This window comes from Psychrobium sp. 1_MG-2023 (genome assembly GCF_030689115.1).
Classification (GTDB): Bacteria; Pseudomonadota; Gammaproteobacteria; order Enterobacterales; family Psychrobiaceae; genus Psychrobium.
In genome coordinates, this window is sequence record NZ_JAUYVJ010000006.1 from 156,330 (window position 1) to 171,725 (window position 15,396).

Consider the following 15,396-nt stretch of genomic DNA (forward strand, 5'->3'; position numbering starts at 1 on the left):
CTCTGATACTAAGAGATATTATTTTTCCTCAAAGAAAAATGGTTGGCGCTTCTTATTAGCATGGCCAACTTCATTCATAGTATTAGCGTTATATAAACGTCCATTAACCATGGTGTAAATCACTTTCTCTGTAACACGGATATCTTCTAATGGATTACCGTCTATGACGATAATGTCCGCTAATTTACCTTGTTCAATCGAACCAATCGCATGGTCCATACCAATGTAATGTGCCGGATCTATAGTCGCGGTACGAATAGCTTCGAGTGGAGACATACCACCTTGCTCGAACATCCACATTTCCCAATGGGCACCTAAACCTTCACGTTGTCCATGAGCACCAATGTTAGCCTTCACACCGAGATCGCGTAACTCTTTAGCTACAGCTGCACTACTTATGTGATTATAGTGATGATCGGGTGCTTTTGGACGTCGCATTGAACGCGGTTTAAATACATCACCTGGAACAAAGCTGTTTAATTTTTGATTCGTCCAAACATCGGTTTTATCATACCAATAGTTTTCGCCCCAGATACCGCCATAGGCAACTACCAATGTTGGTGTATAACCAACATCAGTTTGGCTCCATAATTGCTTTATATCATCATAGATTTTAGCTGGCGGAATTGAGTGTTCAATTCCTGTATGACCATCTGCCACCATTGATAAATTATGTTGTAGTAATGAGCCACCTTCAGGAACAACCATCATTTCAAGCTGTCTCGCCGCTTCAACTAATTGTTGGCGCTGATTACGTCGTGGTTGATTATAGCTCTTTATACTAAATGCCCCCACTTTCTTTAGCCGCTCGATATGAAACTTAGCATCATCTAAACTATCAACGTGAGAGGTATAACCTGCACCATGCGCACCGTAGACAATAGTACCTGTTGAGAATAATCGAGGTCCGACTATTTCTCCTGCTTTTTGTAATTCACTGGCCGCGAATATCTCAGTAGTGTCATTTGATGGGTCATGTGTTGTTGTGACACCAAATGTTAACTCAGCGTAGTTAGCCCAGTTTTGTTGTGGGATGATTTCATTACTACCTTGGCTACTATGATGATGCACATCAATTAGACCAGGCATCACTGATTTTCCTTTTAGGTCTATAACTTTAGCGTTTTTAGGTACATCAATGACGTTAGCGCTTCCAACAGCTTTAATGACATTACCTTCGACAATGACAGTACCATTTTTGATAACCTGCTCACCCTTCATGGTGATCACTTGTCCACCTACAAAGGCAATTGTTCCACGTGGAACATCCACTTTTTGTGTGAAACCAATGTTAATGCCATCTTCAGTTGGCATGACGGTTGGCTTATCTTCAGTCGACGCCGATAATTCGAATAACTTGCCAACATTATGACTGTAGAGTTCAGGGCCTAGAGACCAATATAAATTTTGATTGTCTTGAGTCCAGCTAATATTCTCACCAGCACGCTTTGATAGCTCTTTTACAGGCAAATTCTTTGCTGATGGCGCAATTGTTAGAGGCTCAACCGTTGGCGTGAATGGCGTTACATAAACTTTGAAACGTTCTGCAAATGCAACATATTCACCGTCTGGACTGATTTTAAACTCAGTAGCGAGCTTACTTTCATAATGCTTATGCTTCTGGCTACCGTCTAATTTGATACTATGAAATTGTTGGTTTTTTCCATAAGCCATAAAGAATACACGGTCATTGTCAGCGCCAAATTGCGGCATAAAACCAGACTCGGTAATCAGCTTCGGCTCACCGTCATTAACAGCGACTTGATATAACCCCGTGTTTAAGGACCATGTTCGCGGTAAAATCCTACCACTACCAGCTTTGCGGAAAACGACGGTCTTACCATCTGGAGAAAAGGTAGGCTCAACATATTTTCCTGGTTCTGTCGTGATAGTTCTTCCTTTACCGCTGCGAGATGAAACTACACGTAAACTACCTTGTTCTTTATCATTCCAAGTTGCATAAACAATCTTTTTCCCATCTCGCGACCATTGCGGGTTTAGTTCAAAATTGTCATCTTGTTTGGTTAAGCGCTTTGGTTTGCCATTAGGTAATGATTTCACCCATAATTTGCCTAGAGCTTCGTAAATGACTTTTTCGCCATTTGGTGAAACCTGAACATTACGTAGCATTTTTACATCAAATTCGGACTGTTCAATATTTTGTTTAAAGCGTAATGCTTGTTGAACTTGTTTCGTTGTTGTAATGCTGAAAGGAATTACTTTGCTATCACTCTTCTTTAAATCAAGCTTGTTAATTTTACCGCCAGCCCAAAAGACTAACGATTTATTGTTAGGGGTCCAATCAATGGTTGGATATACACCATGAATAGCCCAAGTTTCTTGCATATCACGATCAAGCTTGCCATACACTTTTGTGTGTTCGCCAGTCTCTAAATCGTAAATATAAATTGATGACTGGAAGTCATCTCTTGAAATGTAAGCTAGCTTTTTACCATCAGGGCTAGGCGTAGGGCGAATAGCACCACCCATTCCACTAATGATGGTTTTTATCTCACCTGACTCGCGGTCAAGACGTTTTATTTTGTATATACCCTTCACGGAGTCTTTGCTGTAATGGAAGGTCTTACCTGGAGTTGCATCTTGGCTAAAATAAACGTATTTACCATCAGGTGAAAATGCTGGTTCACCTAAATCTTTTTGGTCATTTGGGCGCTTTGTTAGTTTTACACCACTGCCACCGGTTTTATGGTACATCCATACTTCACCCGCACCTAAAGAGCGAGATGAGGTGAAGTGTTTTCTTGCGACAATATAGTTGCCATCAGGGCTCCATGCTGGACTGTTAAGAAGCCTAAAAGTTTCTTTAGTTACAGCGCGTTGGTTAGAACCATCGCTATTCATTATCCAAATATTATCACCACCACCTTGATCCGAAGTAAAAGCGATATGTCTACCATCGGGGCTGAATTTTGGTTGCATATTCCACGCAATCCCTTTAGCAAGTGGTATAGCTTCACCGCCTTTGATTGACATTTTATAGATGTCACCTAAAAGATCGAAAACAATTTCTTTACCATTTGGACTCACATCGACATTCATCCAAGTACCTTCTGAAACATTAATATTAATTGTTTCAAAAACACCTTGAGGAGAGTTTACATCCCACTCTTTCTTGTCTGTTGTTTCTTTAGCTAACGCTTGGCTAGAAAGCGCTAAAGATAAACCGGCTACGATGAGTGGTTTAGCTAGGCGGAAGTTCATTTGATCTCCTAATGATTATAATTGTTGTTAGGTATGATGGTGCGATTCACTATCATACCCATATATTTTTTGAAATATAGCGATTAGTTGTAACTGGATTTTGTGCGCGATTCATATTAATCGAGATGCAGGTATATCTTGATAGGGGGTTAGAGTTCGTTAACCTTTCTTTATTAAATATCGAAACGGCGGTTTCTCTATGTCAGAGCTTACTAATGTGTGGTCCATAAAGCGGCAAAAGCTAGGAATGTCGCGAGTCGTTGAAGGGTCGTCTGCAGTAACTAAAAGAGTCTCGCCGCTGTTAATTTTTCTGATTGCTTGCCTAACCATCATCACTGGCTCTGGACAGCGTAAGCCGATAGCATCAAGTTGATGTTGCGATTCAAAATTGCTCACTATGGTTATTTCCAAAATCTAAAAAGGCTTATTTTAGCGACTCAGTAACTTGATTGCCAATAGCAAGAGAGTAGATTATAACTTATTTGATCTTGACCATGTAAATAAGCCAATAAATAAGCCGATAATAAAATTTATCGGCTTTAAGTAAGTAACGTGCAAAGTACTAGTTGTATTATGGACGTTCGAAGATTGTTGCGATGCCCTGACCTAAACCAATACACATCGTTGCTAAGCCTAATTTAGCACCTTTTTCTTCCATTATATTGATCAGAGACGTTGAGATGCGTGTACCAGAACAACCTAACGGGTGGCCCAGTGCGATAGCACCACCATTAAGGTTGACACGGTCATCAAAATTATCGAGTAGACCAAGGTCTTTTGCACACGGTAGCGACTGAGCAGCAAATGCTTCATTTAACTCAACAATATCGATATCTTCCATCGTAATACCAGCACGAACTAACGCTTTTTGAGTCGCTGGCACGGGGCCATAACCCATGATTGATGGATCACAGCCAGCAATTGCCATAGAACGTACCTTAGCTCGCGGTGTTAAGCCTAGTTCTTGAGCTTTTTCCGCAGACATTACGAGCATTGCTGATGCTCCATCTGATAATGCTGAAGATGTGCCTGCTGTTACGGTTCCGTTTACTGGATCAAATACAGGACGCAGTGTGCTTAATGTTTCAACTGTTGTTTCAGGACGAATAACCTCATCATCTTCAACTAGAACGAGTTTCCCGTCAGCATCGTGACCATTGATTGGTAATATCTCACTTTTGAAGCGGCCCTCAACTGTTGCTTGATGCGCTAAGCGATGTGAACGAGCACCAAACTCATCTTGTTGTTCGCGTGTAATACCGTGCATGCGACCTAGCATTTCTGCAGTTAGTCCCATCATACCAGCGGCTGAAGCTATTTTTTTGGCCATTGCAGGGTGAAAATCCACACCGTGATTCATCGGTACGTGTCCCATATGTTCAACACCCCCGACAATAAAAATATCTCCATCACCCACTTGAATAGAACGGGCGGCATCGTGTAACGCTTGCATTGATGAACCACAAAGGCGATTAACCGTTGTTGCGCCAATACTTTTTGGTAATCCAGCAAGAATTGATGCGTTACGTGCAATATTAAAACCTTGCTCTAATGTTTGTTGTACACAGCCCCAAATCACATCTTCGATTTGCTCAGGATCAACGCTAGGGTTACGTTCTAATAACCCTTTCATTAAATGTGCAGAAAGTTCTTCGGCACGTACGTTACGAAAAACACCATTTTTTGAACGGCCCATAGGGGTACGAATACAATCGATTACGACAACTTCTTTCATAATATTAATCTCCAATTGCCTAAGCGTTGTAGTAGGTTGTGCCAGCAGCGGCTTTTTCGCGCATAGCGTCAGTTACTTTGTACATTTCACCTAAGTGAGCATAGTTATCTGCTAACTCTACAAAGGCTGAAACTCCCATGGTATCAATATATTGGAATACACCACCACGGAATGGAGGGAAGCCTAAACCAAAGACTAAGCCCATATCAGCTTCGTTTGGCGTTGCAATAATTCCTTCTTCTAAACAGCGAACCGTTTCAATAACCATAGGAATCATCGTGCGAGCAATGATTTCATCACTGCTAAAGTCTTTTGCCTCACTACTAATAGCAGCAATTAATTCTTGTGCTTCAGGCGCCACGTCTTTTTTCGGTTTACCACGGCGATCAACACTGTGATTATAGAAACCTTTACCGTTCTTCTGACCGTAACGGTCAGCTTCAAACATAGCATCGATTGAGTCTTTGCCATTTTTTGCCATGCGATCAGGGAAGCCCTGAGCCATTACATCTTGAGCATGGTGTGCTGTATCCATACCAACAACATCAAGTAAGTAAGCTGGACCCATTGGCCAGCCAAATTCTTTTTCCATTACCTTATCAACTTTGGCAAAGTCTGCGCCATCGCTAATCAATTTTGCAAAGCCACCGAAATACGGGAATAAGACGCGGTTAATGAAGAAGCCTGGACAGTCGTTAACAACGATAGGGGACTTACCCATTTTGGCAGCGTAAGCGACTACGGTTGCAATCGTTTCATCTGACGTTTTTTCACCACGGATAATTTCAACTAAAGGCATTCTATGTACAGGGTTAAAGAAGTGCATACCACAGAACTTTTCTGGGCGCTTAACGCTTTTTGCTAATTCATTAATTGAAATAGTTGAGGTATTTGAAGTTACAATTGCGTCTTCAGTAACGTGGTTTTCTACTTCTGCTAATACCATCGCTTTAACTTTTGGATTTTCAACAACTGCTTCAACGACAATATCAACATCTTTAACTGATTCGTAGTTTAGCGTTGGAGTAATATTATTTAATACTTTGGCTAACTTTTTACCGTCAATACGACCGCGTTTCAGCTGCTTATTTAAAATGCCTGACGCTTCATTCAAGCCTAAGTCTAATGCTGATTGTGCAATATCTTTCATCACAATCGGCGTACCTTTACTTGCCGATTGGTAAGCTATACCACCACCCATGATACCAGCGCCTAATACTGCTGCTTGGTTAATTGGCTGTGCTTGTTTTGATGCTTTTTTTGCATTGCTTTTGATTAACTGGTCATTTAGAAAGATACCAACTAATGAGCGAGCAACATCTGTTTTCGCTAGTTTTACAAAACCTGCCGTTTCAACTTTTAGCGCGTCATCACGTGTCATCGCTGCACTTTTTTCGATACATTTCAAAGCCATCATCGGTGCTGGATAATGTTTGCCTGCTTTAGAAGCGACCATACCTTTAGCCGTAGTAAATGACATCATGCTTTCAATTGGCGAGAGTGTTAGAGGGGCTAATTTCTCTGCGCGGCGTGCTTGCCAGTCGAATTTACCGGCAATTGCATCTTCAAGCATTTCAATTGCTGCTTGTTTTAATTTCTCTGGCGCTACAACGGCATCGATTGCACCATCTTTTAATGCTTTTTCGGCTTTGTTAGTTGTTGCTGCTGTTATCCACATGAGTGCATTATCGCAACCAATTAATCTTGGTAAACGAACTGAACCACCCCAGCCTGGCATGATACCCAGCTTAGTTTCCGGTAAGCCAATGACAGCAGTTGTATCGGCTATACGATAATCACTTGAGAGGACAACCTCGCAACCACCACCGAGGGCATAGCCATTAATCGCTGAGATGGTAGGGCAAGGGAGATCTTCAAAAGCATTAAATGTTGAATTGACCTGAGTTAACCATTCACTTAATTGTTGCTCAGGTGCATCAAAATGGGTCATAAACTCAGTAATATCTGCGCCAACTATAAATGCAGATTTACCGCTGGTCATTACAACACCTTGTAAACCATCTTGGTTACTAAGTGCATTTACTGCTTCTTCGAATGATTTTAACGTTTGTTGGTCAAATTTATTAACAGAACCATCAGTTGCGTCAAATTTTAACTCTGCAATACCCTCTTTTATGAAGCTTACAGAGAGGGTGCTAGATTGATAAATCATTTGTTTGTTCCCTCGTCGATAACATTGGTTAACCCATCACTTAGTGTAGGATTAAAATGGCTGATCATGTAATTGTTTGTTTACAGCAACTTCTAAGTTTCGCTTGTGTTGAACGAAATATCAACCAATAATTCAAACAAATGTTTTAACCTAGTGTTTGTTTTGTTGGGTGGTTTGTTTTTTTATTCTTTAAAATAAATTGCTTAGGTTGTTTCTTGCTGTTTTTTAATAAATATCGAATAGTTCTTTTTTCATGCTAAAGCAGTAAAGTGACCATTATTTGAAGTCGGCTTAGTAAGTTTTTAAAGTAAGAGTTTTTTAATATAGAGTGCGGTGGGGTATGATGCATGTAAATCATTCTTTCGGAGTACTCATGACTCAATTAAACACCTTGTTCGCGCAACATATTAGTGAACTAAATGCACGAGCTAAAACAATATTAGCGCGTGAAAATATTGAGAGCCTAATCATTCATTCTGGTCAAGCTCATCGCCAGTTTTTGGATGATATGGATTATCCATTTAAAGTAAATCCTCATTTCAAAGCATGGGTACCGGTGACTGATAACCCGAACTGTTGGGTGATCGTCGATGGAGAGTCAAAACCAAAGTTAGTTTTTTATCGACCAGTAGACTTTTGGCATAAAGTTCCTGATGAGCCTAATGATTTTTGGACTGATGCTTTTGATATTATTTTACTTAAAAAAGCCGATCAAATTGCTGACCATTTACCAAAATCACTTGAACGGGCTGCCTATTTAGGTGAGCATATTGACGTTGCTGAAGTACTTAATATTGGGATTTTAAACCCAGAAGAAGTCTTATCATACTTCCATTATCATCGTGCTTATAAGACAGATTATGAAATGTATTGTTTACGAGAGGCCAATAAGCTTGCAGTGAAAGGGCATCAAGCCGCTAAACAAGCATTTATGGCACAGAAATCTGAATATGGTATTCAACTGAGTTACCTTAAAGCTATACAGCATACAGAAAATGAAGTGCCATATGGCAACATTGTTGCCCTAAATGAAAATGCTGCAATTTTGCATTACACGATTCTTGAGCAGCAAGTGCCGCAACAGTTTAAATCATTTTTGATTGATGCTGGGGCCAACTGCAATGGCTTCGCTTCTGACATTACCCGGACCTATTCGTTTGCTGATGATGAGTTTGCTGAACTGATTGCTGCGGTTGATCAAAAACAGCTAGCTATTATTGAACAAATCAAGCCAGGAGTGAGTTACATCGACTTGCATATTGAAATGCACAAAATGCTAGCCGAAGTATTATCGGACTTCAATATTGTTAATCTTCCTGCTACTGATATTTTTGATAAGAAAATTACCAACACATTCTTTCCTCACGGTTTAGGTCACTTCATTGGTTTGCAAGTACATGACATGGGGGGCTTCATGGCTGACGAACGAGGTACCCATATCGCTGCTCCTGATGACCACCCGTTTTTACGCTGTACAAGAACCATTGAAGCACGACAAGTAATGACTATTGAACCTGGTCTATATTTTATCGAGAGCTTATTAGCTGAACTAAAAGCTACTGAGAATGGACAGTATGTTAACTGGGAGAAAGTTGCACAGTTTAAACCGTTCGGTGGTATTCGAATTGAAGATAATGTCATTGTGCATGCGACACATGTTGAGAATATGACACGAGATAATGGGCTGAGCTAGTCACCTCAATGAAAGATAGTCCTTATCAGACGCTGTCTGCGCCGTTAATGGTGCAGACAGAAGTTAAGCGCAGTAAATTCTTAGCGTATCTAGCGCCTACATCTGGTGTTAAACAAGCTAAGGAGTTTATTGCGAGCGTCAAAAAGTTGCACCCCGATGCAAATCATAATTGCTGGGCATTTGTTGCTGGCCGTCCTGACAATTCGATCGACATTGGCTTCTCTGATGATGGCGAGCCTTCGGGGTGTGCAGGGCGTCCAATGCTCAATGTGTTACAAGGTAGTGATATTGGGGAGATTACGGTGGTTGTCAGCCGTTATTTCGGAGGAATAAAGTTGGGTACTGGTGGTATGGCACGTGCTTATGGCGCGGCTGTTAATGCAGCGCTTGCACAGGCAACTACGATAGAGAAGGTAGTTTGTCAAAGGTTGAGCTTTTCAACCGATTATCAGTGGACTCGTTTAATTGAACAACTCGTTAAGCAATATGATGTTGTTAGATGTGAAAGTGAATATGGGGCTCTCATTCAATATCAAGTTGAGCTAGATATTAGAGAAGTTGAAAATTTTACAAAAGAGCTCTTTGAACGTTCTAACGGTAGTATTGTAATAAAGGATGAAAGTTAACGAACTTTGTTACATGAAGCACATTTCATTTTAAATCCTTACCTCGACACTGCTGGTTATTTTGACTACAATGCAGTTTCCAAAAATTTTACATAACATATCTATATGGAATTACATCTTGTTATATTGGCAGCGGGCAAAGGCACCCGAATGCGTTCTGCTTTGCCAAAAGTTCTTCATAAAATAGCTGCTAAACCAATGGTTGAGCATGTGATCGATGCGGCAGTACAGCTGCCAAACATTTCAAGCACCCAGTTAGTGTATGGTCATGGCGGTGATCAAATGCAACAAGCATTAGCTCACAGAGATGTTAGTTGGGCTCTTCAAGCTGAGCAGTTAGGTACTGGTCATGCCGTCGCTCAAGCAATGCCTGAGTTACCTGATAGTGGCAAAGTGTTAATTCTATATGGTGATGTTCCGCTTATTCATACCGCAACCCTTGAGCGTTTAATTGCAGCACAGCCACAAGGCGGTATTGGATTATTAACGGTCTCTCTTCCTGATCCTACTGGATACGGACGAATTGTGAGAGAGCAAGGTAAGATTGTCGGTATTGTTGAACAAAAAGATGCACTCCCTGAGCAATTATCTATTAAAGAGATTAATACGGGTATTTTGGTTGCTGATGCAACTGACTTGAAGTATTGGTTAAGTAACTTGAGCAACGATAATGCGCAAAAAGAATACTACCTAACTGATATTATCGAGATGGCTCACCAGCAAGGTAAAGAGATTATTGCTGCGCACCCTGCATCGGCGATTGAAGTTGAAGGGGTCAATAATAAACTGCAACTAGCTCAATTAGAGCGCGCGTATCAATTAGAACAAGCGCATGCCTTAATGGTTGCGGGCGCAACCTTGCGTGATCCTTCTCGTGTTGATATTCGTGGTAGTTTAACGGTGGGTCAAGATGTTGAGATTGATGTAAACCTCATTGTTGAAGGTAAAGTCATTTTAGGTAATAACGTGACAATTGGCGCTAATTGCATTTTACAAGATTGTACTATCGCTGATAACACTGAAATTAAGCCAAATTCAATTATTGAACAATCGATTGTTGGTAAAGGCTGTTCAGTTGGACCATTTGCCCGCCTAAGACCGCAGAGTCAAATGGCTGATGATTCTCATGTTGGTAATTTTGTTGAGATGAAGAAAGTGCAACTAGGTCGAGGTTCAAAAGCTGGTCACCTAGCTTATCTTGGCGATGCTGTTATAGGTACCGAAGTGAACATTGGTGCGGGCACTATAACTTGCAATTATGATGGTGCGAATAAGCATTTAACTGAAATTGGTGATAACGCCTTTATTGGCTCTGATAGTCAATTGGTTGCTCCTGTTAAAATTGGCCGTGATGTCACTGTGGGTGCTGGCTCTACAGTAACAAGTGAAGTTGCTGATGGTGAATTGGTTATCACACGTGTTAAACAACGTCATATTAAAAATTGGCCGCGTCCACAGAAGATCAAATAGAAAGGAATAAGTAATGTGTGGGATTGTTGGCGCTGTTGCACAGCGTGATGTTAGTGAAATTTTACTCGAAGGCCTAAAGCGTCTTGAATATCGTGGCTATGACTCTGCAGGTTTAGCTGTTGTTGCTCAACCAGGAACGTTTTCACGAGTTCGTAGTGTTGGTAAAGTACAGTCATTACAAAATAAAGTTCGTGACTATGACGTGACTGGCGGCACTGGTATAGCTCATACACGTTGGGCGACACATGGCGGTGTAACGGAAGCTAATGCCCACCCTCATGCTTCTGGTAGTGATATTGTTGTAGTACACAATGGCATTATTGAAAATCATGCTGAATTACGTCAAGAGCTGACGGCAAAAGGTTATGTATTTCTTTCTGATACAGATACAGAAGTACTAACTCACCTTGTTGCTGAAAACCTCAAGAGCGCTGATAGCTTATTAGAGGCTGTTCAAGCAACCACTAAAATGGTGCGCGGTGCATATGGCACGGTAATAATGGATGTCAAACAACCAGAGAAAGTGGTTGTTGCTCGTTCTGGTAGCCCTTTAGTGATTGGCTTGGGTCTTGGTGAAAACTTTATAGCATCTGACTTACGTGCTTTGCTCCCAGTAACACATAACTTTATGTACCTTGAAGAAGGGGATGTCGCTGAGGTTTCTCGCTTTGAGATAAATGTTTTTGATAACAAAGGCAACCCGGTTGAGCGAGAAGCAAAAGTAACTGATATTTCTGTTGAGTCCGACGGTAAAGGTGAGTATCGCCATTACATGTTGAAAGAAATTTACGAGCAGCCTCTAGCAGTACGTAATACTCTAGCTGGACGTCTTACCGATGGTGTTGTTGTCGAAGATACATTTGGTGCTGGTTCATCAACTGTTTTTGAAAAAGTTGAGCATATTCAAATTATCGCTTGTGGTACTAGTTACCATGCAGCAATGGTTGCTCGTTATTGGCTAGAAGGTTTAGCAGGTATCTCATGTAATGTAGAAATTGCCTCTGAGTTTAGATACCGTCGTTCATTTGTTCAGCCAAATAGTTTGCTTGTAACCATATCTCAATCTGGTGAAACAGCAGATACATTAGCAGCATTACGCTTAGCGCAAGACATTGGCTACATGTCATCGTTGGTGCTATGTAACGTTGATGGTTCGTCGCTGGTTCGTGAGTCTGATTTAGCGTTTATGACTAAAGCTGGCGCAGAAATTGGTGTTGCATCAACAAAAGCGTTCACTACTCAGTTAGTTGGTCTTTTGCTGATGGTACTAGCTATCGGTCAGAAGCGTGGTATGAGTGATGAAACGCAAAAAGCTATTGTGGATGGCTTAAATGCTCTGCCAGCGAAGATTGAAGAAAGCTTATCTCTTAGTGATTCAATTGAAGCGCTTGCACCTGAGTTTGCCGATAAGAATCATTCTTTATTCTTGGGTCGAGGAGATCAGTATCCAATTGCAATGGAAGGTGCTTTAAAGCTTAAAGAAATTTCCTATATTCATGCTGAAGCTTATGCTGCCGGTGAGCTTAAGCATGGACCCTTGGCGTTAATTGATGCAGAAATGCCGATTATAGTTGTTGCTCCAAATAATGAGTTACTTGAAAAGCTGCAGTCCAACGTTGAAGAAGTACGTGCTCGTGGCGGTATCTTGTATGTCTTCGCTGACGCGGCTAGTGAATTTATTAGTGACGACACAATGCGTGTTGTTGATGTTCCTGCTATTGAAGAAATAGTTGCCCCAATTCTATACACAATACCATTACAGTTATTGTCATATTATGTAGCAATTATCAAAGGGACGGACGTTGACCAGCCAAGAAACCTCGCTAAGTCGGTGACTGTTGAGTAAGTAGGACCTGAAAGGTAATAGATATGAAGCCGATAATTTAGTTATCGGCTTTTTTATTGCAGGTGCTTTTCTAAGACCTGACATATATTTTCGATGGCATAACCGGTTAACACAGAATGTGATAATGTGTGGTCACTGCATCTAGCGTCCCAAAATTGGTTGGCAGACTCATAATTGGTAATATGTTGTACGATGTAATCAACTTCATAACTCGATATTTTACTATTCAATTTACGAAGATCAGTCTGTAAATGATTGAAGTTATCAATACCCATAGTGAATTCAGCTTTATTTAAGACTAATTGCTTCACTGTAGACAAGTGTGGTTCCACAAGCGGGTGTGTTCGAAATTGAAAAAGAAGCATTAGTAATAAAATAAAAATAAATAGTTTTTTCATATTTATCCCACATCAAAGCGACAGCCTTTAAATGTATTTATAACAAAGTTGAACTGATATAATTTTAATCATCGGTTAAGTTATTGGGTTCATAGACCAATATTACATAGTTCGCAAAGCAATAGCTAATTTAGGAAGTTCGATGGACAATAAAATCGCGGTAAAAGTGATCGACCCCAAAAAAAGTGATAGGAAGGGCAAAAATAAACCACCTGAAGATAATCGCGTTGGACGAAAAATTTATGTGCGTGCAGTGGATGGTTTTTTCACTCAGATTAGGCAACGTATTAATTGGATCTTAATGCTAGGTTTTTTCATTCTCCCATGGATACCTTATGGCGATCGACAGGCTATACTTTTTGATCTGGTTGAGCAGAAGTTTCATATCTTTGGCTTAATAATCTGGCCGCAAGATTTAGTGTTATTTGCTGCACTGTTAATGATATCTGCTTATGCACTATTCCTTGTTACCACCTTTATTGGCCGGGTATGGTGTGGCTATACTTGCCCGCAAACCATTTGGACCTTTATCTTTATTTGGTTTGAGGAAAAAATAGAAGGTAAGTTTAATAAGCGAAAAAAGTTAGATCAGCAGCCACTGACGTTAGAAAAGTTTTGGAAGAAAACACTTAAACACACCGTATGGTTGTTTATCTCATTGATTACGTCATTAACTTTCGTTGCGTTTTTTGTCCCTGTGCAACAGTTGTATATTGATTTCTTCACCTGGAACTCAAGTGGGATAATTGTCTTTTGGGTATTATTCTTTACATTTTGCACATATGGCAATGCAGGGTGGATGCGTGAAATTATGTGTTTACATATGTGTCCATATGCTCGTTTCCAGTCTGCGATGTTTGATAAGGACACTTATACTGTTGCTTATGATGCAGGCCGAGGTGAAGATCGAGGTCCCCGCTCAAGGAAGAAAGACCCAAAAGAGTTAGGTTTAGGTGACTGTATAGATTGTAATTTGTGTGTTCAAGTTTGTCCGACGGGGATAGATATTAGGGACGGCCTACAATATGAATGTATTAATTGCGGTGCATGTGTCGATGCTTGTGATGATGTCATGGTTAAAATGGGTTATGATAAAAAGCTAATTAGCTATACTACAGAACGACAATTGGAAGGCAAAAAAACTCACATCGTCCGTTCTAAGCTTTTAGGTTACAGTGCTGTATTACTAGTAATGTGTGGTGTATTTGTTTATTTCTTAATGAGCATCCAACCTGCAAAGTTAGATATTATTAGAGATCGTAATCAGCTCTATCGGATTAGTAGTGAGGGCTTAGTTGAAAACGTATATACATTAAAGGTCCTTAACAAAACTGAGCAAGACCTCGTCTATCAATTAGATTTTGACGGAATTGAAGGTTATCAATGGAATGGGCCAAAGAACGTACCTGTGAAAGCTGGTGAAGTGCTTACTTTACCGATGAGTATTTCTATTGATCCGTATAATCTTAAAAAGCACATTGCAAAGGTTGAGTTTAGCGCAACTACAATATTACCTTCCGGTGAAAGAGTTACCGTTAAAGAAGAGTCACGCTTCTTTAACGAAATATAGTATTAAACTAGATAATAAAGACTTCTAGTATGTATTATCGCGCTACAGTATAAAAAGCAGCCATTATGGCTGCTTTTTGGCTCTTTATCGTAAAGATAAACTTACTAAGAGTGTTTTTTGACCGCTTAGTAATAAAAGTTAAAAAAGCGCTTGCAACTGATTCTGAACTCCCTATAATGCGCAACCACTGACACGGACAACGAGCTTCTTAGAAGTAACGTTGGTAAGGGTTAGAGAAGAAAACAAGGTTATTTTAAAGAGTTTTAAATTTTTTAAAATTAACTGTTGACTTCAAATCAGGATTGCGTAGAATGCGCAGCCCTAGACGCAACAAACCACAAGGTTTGAGGCGCTGCTCTTAACCTTAGGTTAATCGAGCTAAAACGTTCTTTAACAATTAGTATTCAAATAAACTGTGTGGGCATTTGAAGTTGAGTATCAAGGTACTTAATTGAATATGTCTACACGAACAAGTTAGCAATAACTTGTAGTTATGATAAGCGTAACATCATTTAGGTTTTCGAATTTAGATGAAGGTTAAGCTAGTATTCATTGAGACCTTAGCTACTTAGATGTAGCAATCAAATTTTAATTGAAGAGTTTGATCATGGCTCAGATTGAACGCTGGCGGCAGGCCTAACACATGCAAGTCGAGCGGAAACG

10 protein-coding genes and 1 rRNA gene are annotated in these 15,396 nt (G+C 40.3%); 6 read left to right on the plus strand and 5 right to left on the minus strand.

The window, feature by feature from the left end:
* Nucleotides 1-18: 18 nt before the first annotated feature.
* From Q8W26_RS05055 to fadB, 4 genes are all read right to left on the minus strand, one after another.
* Nucleotides 19-3,222, minus strand: a complete 3,204-nt coding sequence (locus Q8W26_RS05055; RefSeq protein ID WP_305472539.1) for an amidohydrolase family protein — start codon at nt 3,220-3,222, stop codon at nt 19-21.
* Between the two features lie 159 nt (nt 3,223-3,381).
* Nucleotides 3,382-3,618 (minus strand): sulfurtransferase TusA, encoded by a 237-nt coding sequence (gene tusA, locus Q8W26_RS05060; RefSeq protein ID WP_101215928.1) that lies wholly within the window; start codon nt 3,616-3,618, stop codon nt 3,382-3,384.
* Nucleotides 3,619-3,793: 175 nt separating this feature from the next.
* Entirely contained in the window at nt 3,794-4,957 is a 1,164-nt protein-coding gene (fadA, locus tag Q8W26_RS05065) for an acetyl-CoA C-acyltransferase FadA (RefSeq protein WP_101215927.1), read from the minus strand.
* A gap of 19 nt (nt 4,958-4,976) precedes the next feature.
* Entirely contained in the window at nt 4,977-7,130 is a 2,154-nt protein-coding gene (gene fadB, locus Q8W26_RS05070; protein WP_101215926.1) for a fatty acid oxidation complex subunit alpha FadB, read from the minus strand.
* 373 nt (nt 7,131-7,503) lie between these two features.
* On the opposite strand from fadB, the gene pepQ reads away from it, so the two are divergent.
* From pepQ to glmS, 4 genes are all read left to right on the plus strand, one after another.
* Entirely contained in the window at nt 7,504-8,823 is a 1,320-nt protein-coding gene (pepQ, locus tag Q8W26_RS05075) for a Xaa-Pro dipeptidase (RefSeq protein ID WP_101215925.1), read from the plus strand.
* Nucleotides 8,824-8,831: 8 nt separating this feature from the next.
* Nucleotides 8,832-9,449 (plus strand): YigZ family protein, encoded by a 618-nt coding sequence (locus Q8W26_RS05080; RefSeq protein ID WP_101215924.1) that lies wholly within the window; start codon nt 8,832-8,834, stop codon nt 9,447-9,449.
* Nucleotides 9,450-9,554: 105 nt separating this feature from the next.
* Nucleotides 9,555-10,919, plus strand: a complete 1,365-nt coding sequence (gene glmU / locus Q8W26_RS05085) for a bifunctional UDP-N-acetylglucosamine diphosphorylase/glucosamine-1-phosphate N-acetyltransferase GlmU (RefSeq protein WP_101215923.1) — start codon at nt 9,555-9,557, stop codon at nt 10,917-10,919.
* 13 nt (nt 10,920-10,932) lie between these two features.
* Nucleotides 10,933-12,765, plus strand: coding sequence for a glutamine--fructose-6-phosphate transaminase (isomerizing) (gene glmS / locus Q8W26_RS05090; RefSeq protein ID WP_101215922.1), 1,833 nt, complete (start codon nt 10,933-10,935; stop codon nt 12,763-12,765).
* A gap of 53 nt (nt 12,766-12,818) precedes the next feature.
* Here glmS and Q8W26_RS05095 read toward each other — a convergent pair whose 3' ends face one another.
* Nucleotides 12,819-13,163, minus strand: coding sequence for a hypothetical protein (locus tag Q8W26_RS05095; RefSeq protein ID WP_101215921.1), 345 nt, complete (start codon nt 13,161-13,163; stop codon nt 12,819-12,821).
* Nucleotides 13,164-13,305: 142 nt separating this feature from the next.
* Between Q8W26_RS05095 and ccoG the strand changes: the two genes are divergently transcribed.
* Both ccoG and Q8W26_RS05105 read left to right on the plus strand, forming a co-directional pair.
* Nucleotides 13,306-14,733: a cytochrome c oxidase accessory protein CcoG gene (gene ccoG / locus Q8W26_RS05100; RefSeq protein ID WP_101215920.1), complete on the plus strand. Its 1,428-nt coding sequence runs from the start codon at nt 13,306-13,308 to the stop codon at nt 14,731-14,733.
* Between the two features lie 589 nt (nt 14,734-15,322).
* Nucleotides 15,323-15,396, plus strand: a 16S ribosomal RNA gene (locus Q8W26_RS05105); the annotation flags it as partial.

Coding starts and splice junctions, on each gene's coding strand:
- Q8W26_RS05055 (WP_305472539.1), bottom strand. CDS start 3,222: ATGAACTTCCGCCTAGCTAAACCACTCATCGTAGCCGGTTTATCTTTA.
- fadA (WP_101215927.1), bottom strand. CDS start 4,957: ATGAAAGAAGTTGTCGTAATCGATTGTATTCGTACCCCTATGGGCCGT.
- fadB (WP_101215926.1), bottom strand. CDS start 7,130: ATGATTTATCAATCTAGCACCCTCTCTGTAAGCTTCATAAAAGAGGGT.
- pepQ (WP_101215925.1), top strand. CDS start 7,504: ATGACTCAATTAAACACCTTGTTCGCGCAACATATTAGTGAACTAAAT.
- Q8W26_RS05080 (WP_101215924.1), top strand. CDS start 8,832: ATGAAAGATAGTCCTTATCAGACGCTGTCTGCGCCGTTAATGGTGCAG.
- glmU (WP_101215923.1), top strand. CDS start 9,555: ATGGAATTACATCTTGTTATATTGGCAGCGGGCAAAGGCACCCGAATG.
- glmS (WP_101215922.1), top strand. CDS start 10,933: ATGTGTGGGATTGTTGGCGCTGTTGCACAGCGTGATGTTAGTGAAATT.
- Q8W26_RS05095 (WP_101215921.1), bottom strand. CDS start 13,163: ATGAAAAAACTATTTATTTTTATTTTATTACTAATGCTTCTTTTTCAA.
- ccoG (WP_101215920.1), top strand. CDS start 13,306: ATGGACAATAAAATCGCGGTAAAAGTGATCGACCCCAAAAAAAGTGAT.